General features: G+C 47.1%; 1 pseudogene. It reads right to left on the bottom strand.

Features of this window, described 5'->3' with window-relative positions:
- Nucleotides 1–769 (bottom strand): annotated as a pseudogene (locus CIK04_RS27690) (hypothetical protein); the annotation flags it as partial.

Genomic DNA, 769 nt, shown 5'->3' with positions numbered 1-769 from the left:
CTCGTCGATATCGGCCACGGTTTCACTGGTGCTTCTTACCGCGTTTACGCTGTAATGCAGATCGCTGAGTGAATAGCCACCTTTGCCCATCGAGTGTWATCCCTGTTGCAAGACGAAATATCTTCATTGGCGAGGTCTGCGGTATGATTGCCTTCTTTGTACCAAGAGCGAGCTTGATACTTAAGCGCCCCTGTTTTGGGATCATTAGCAAGTTCAACCACCACAATTTTTGTGTAAGGTCCAAGCACTTTTGCGTAAACATAAGTGTTTGGTTTGCGGTTTGATTTCACCGCTTGAACATCGACTGCCGTCCCATCTGTCGAGATGGCGTGACCGCCCATTTTCGCCTCTGACAATGCCACATCTTTCGCATCAATCAGTGTGCCATTGGCGTAGGTCACCCACTCATATTCAGTCAGATTTTTTCAACGGCATGAACCTCACTTGATTGCTGATGCTCAACGGCAATATTAGCAAGGGTGTAACCACCATTGATTGGATTAACTTCAAAACCACCAGCAGAAGAGACATCGGAACGAGCAAGCTCAGCTAAATGATTGCCGCGCTTAAACCAAGCCTCAGAGTAGTATTTGAGTTTGCCCGTTTCTGGATCGTTATAGAGACGAACTTTGTTGATTTTGGTGTAAGTACCATCTGCGATAGCAAACAGATGAAGTATTTGGCTCTCGCTCTGACTTTACAGCGGTAACCGCATGGAACTTGTTGCCGTTATCAATCGACAAGCCGTGCATCTGCGCCGCGGTGAGAA

This window comes from Vibrio sp. 03_296 (assembly GCF_002265885.1).
This window is presented reverse-complemented; position numbering and strand designations above follow the sequence as displayed.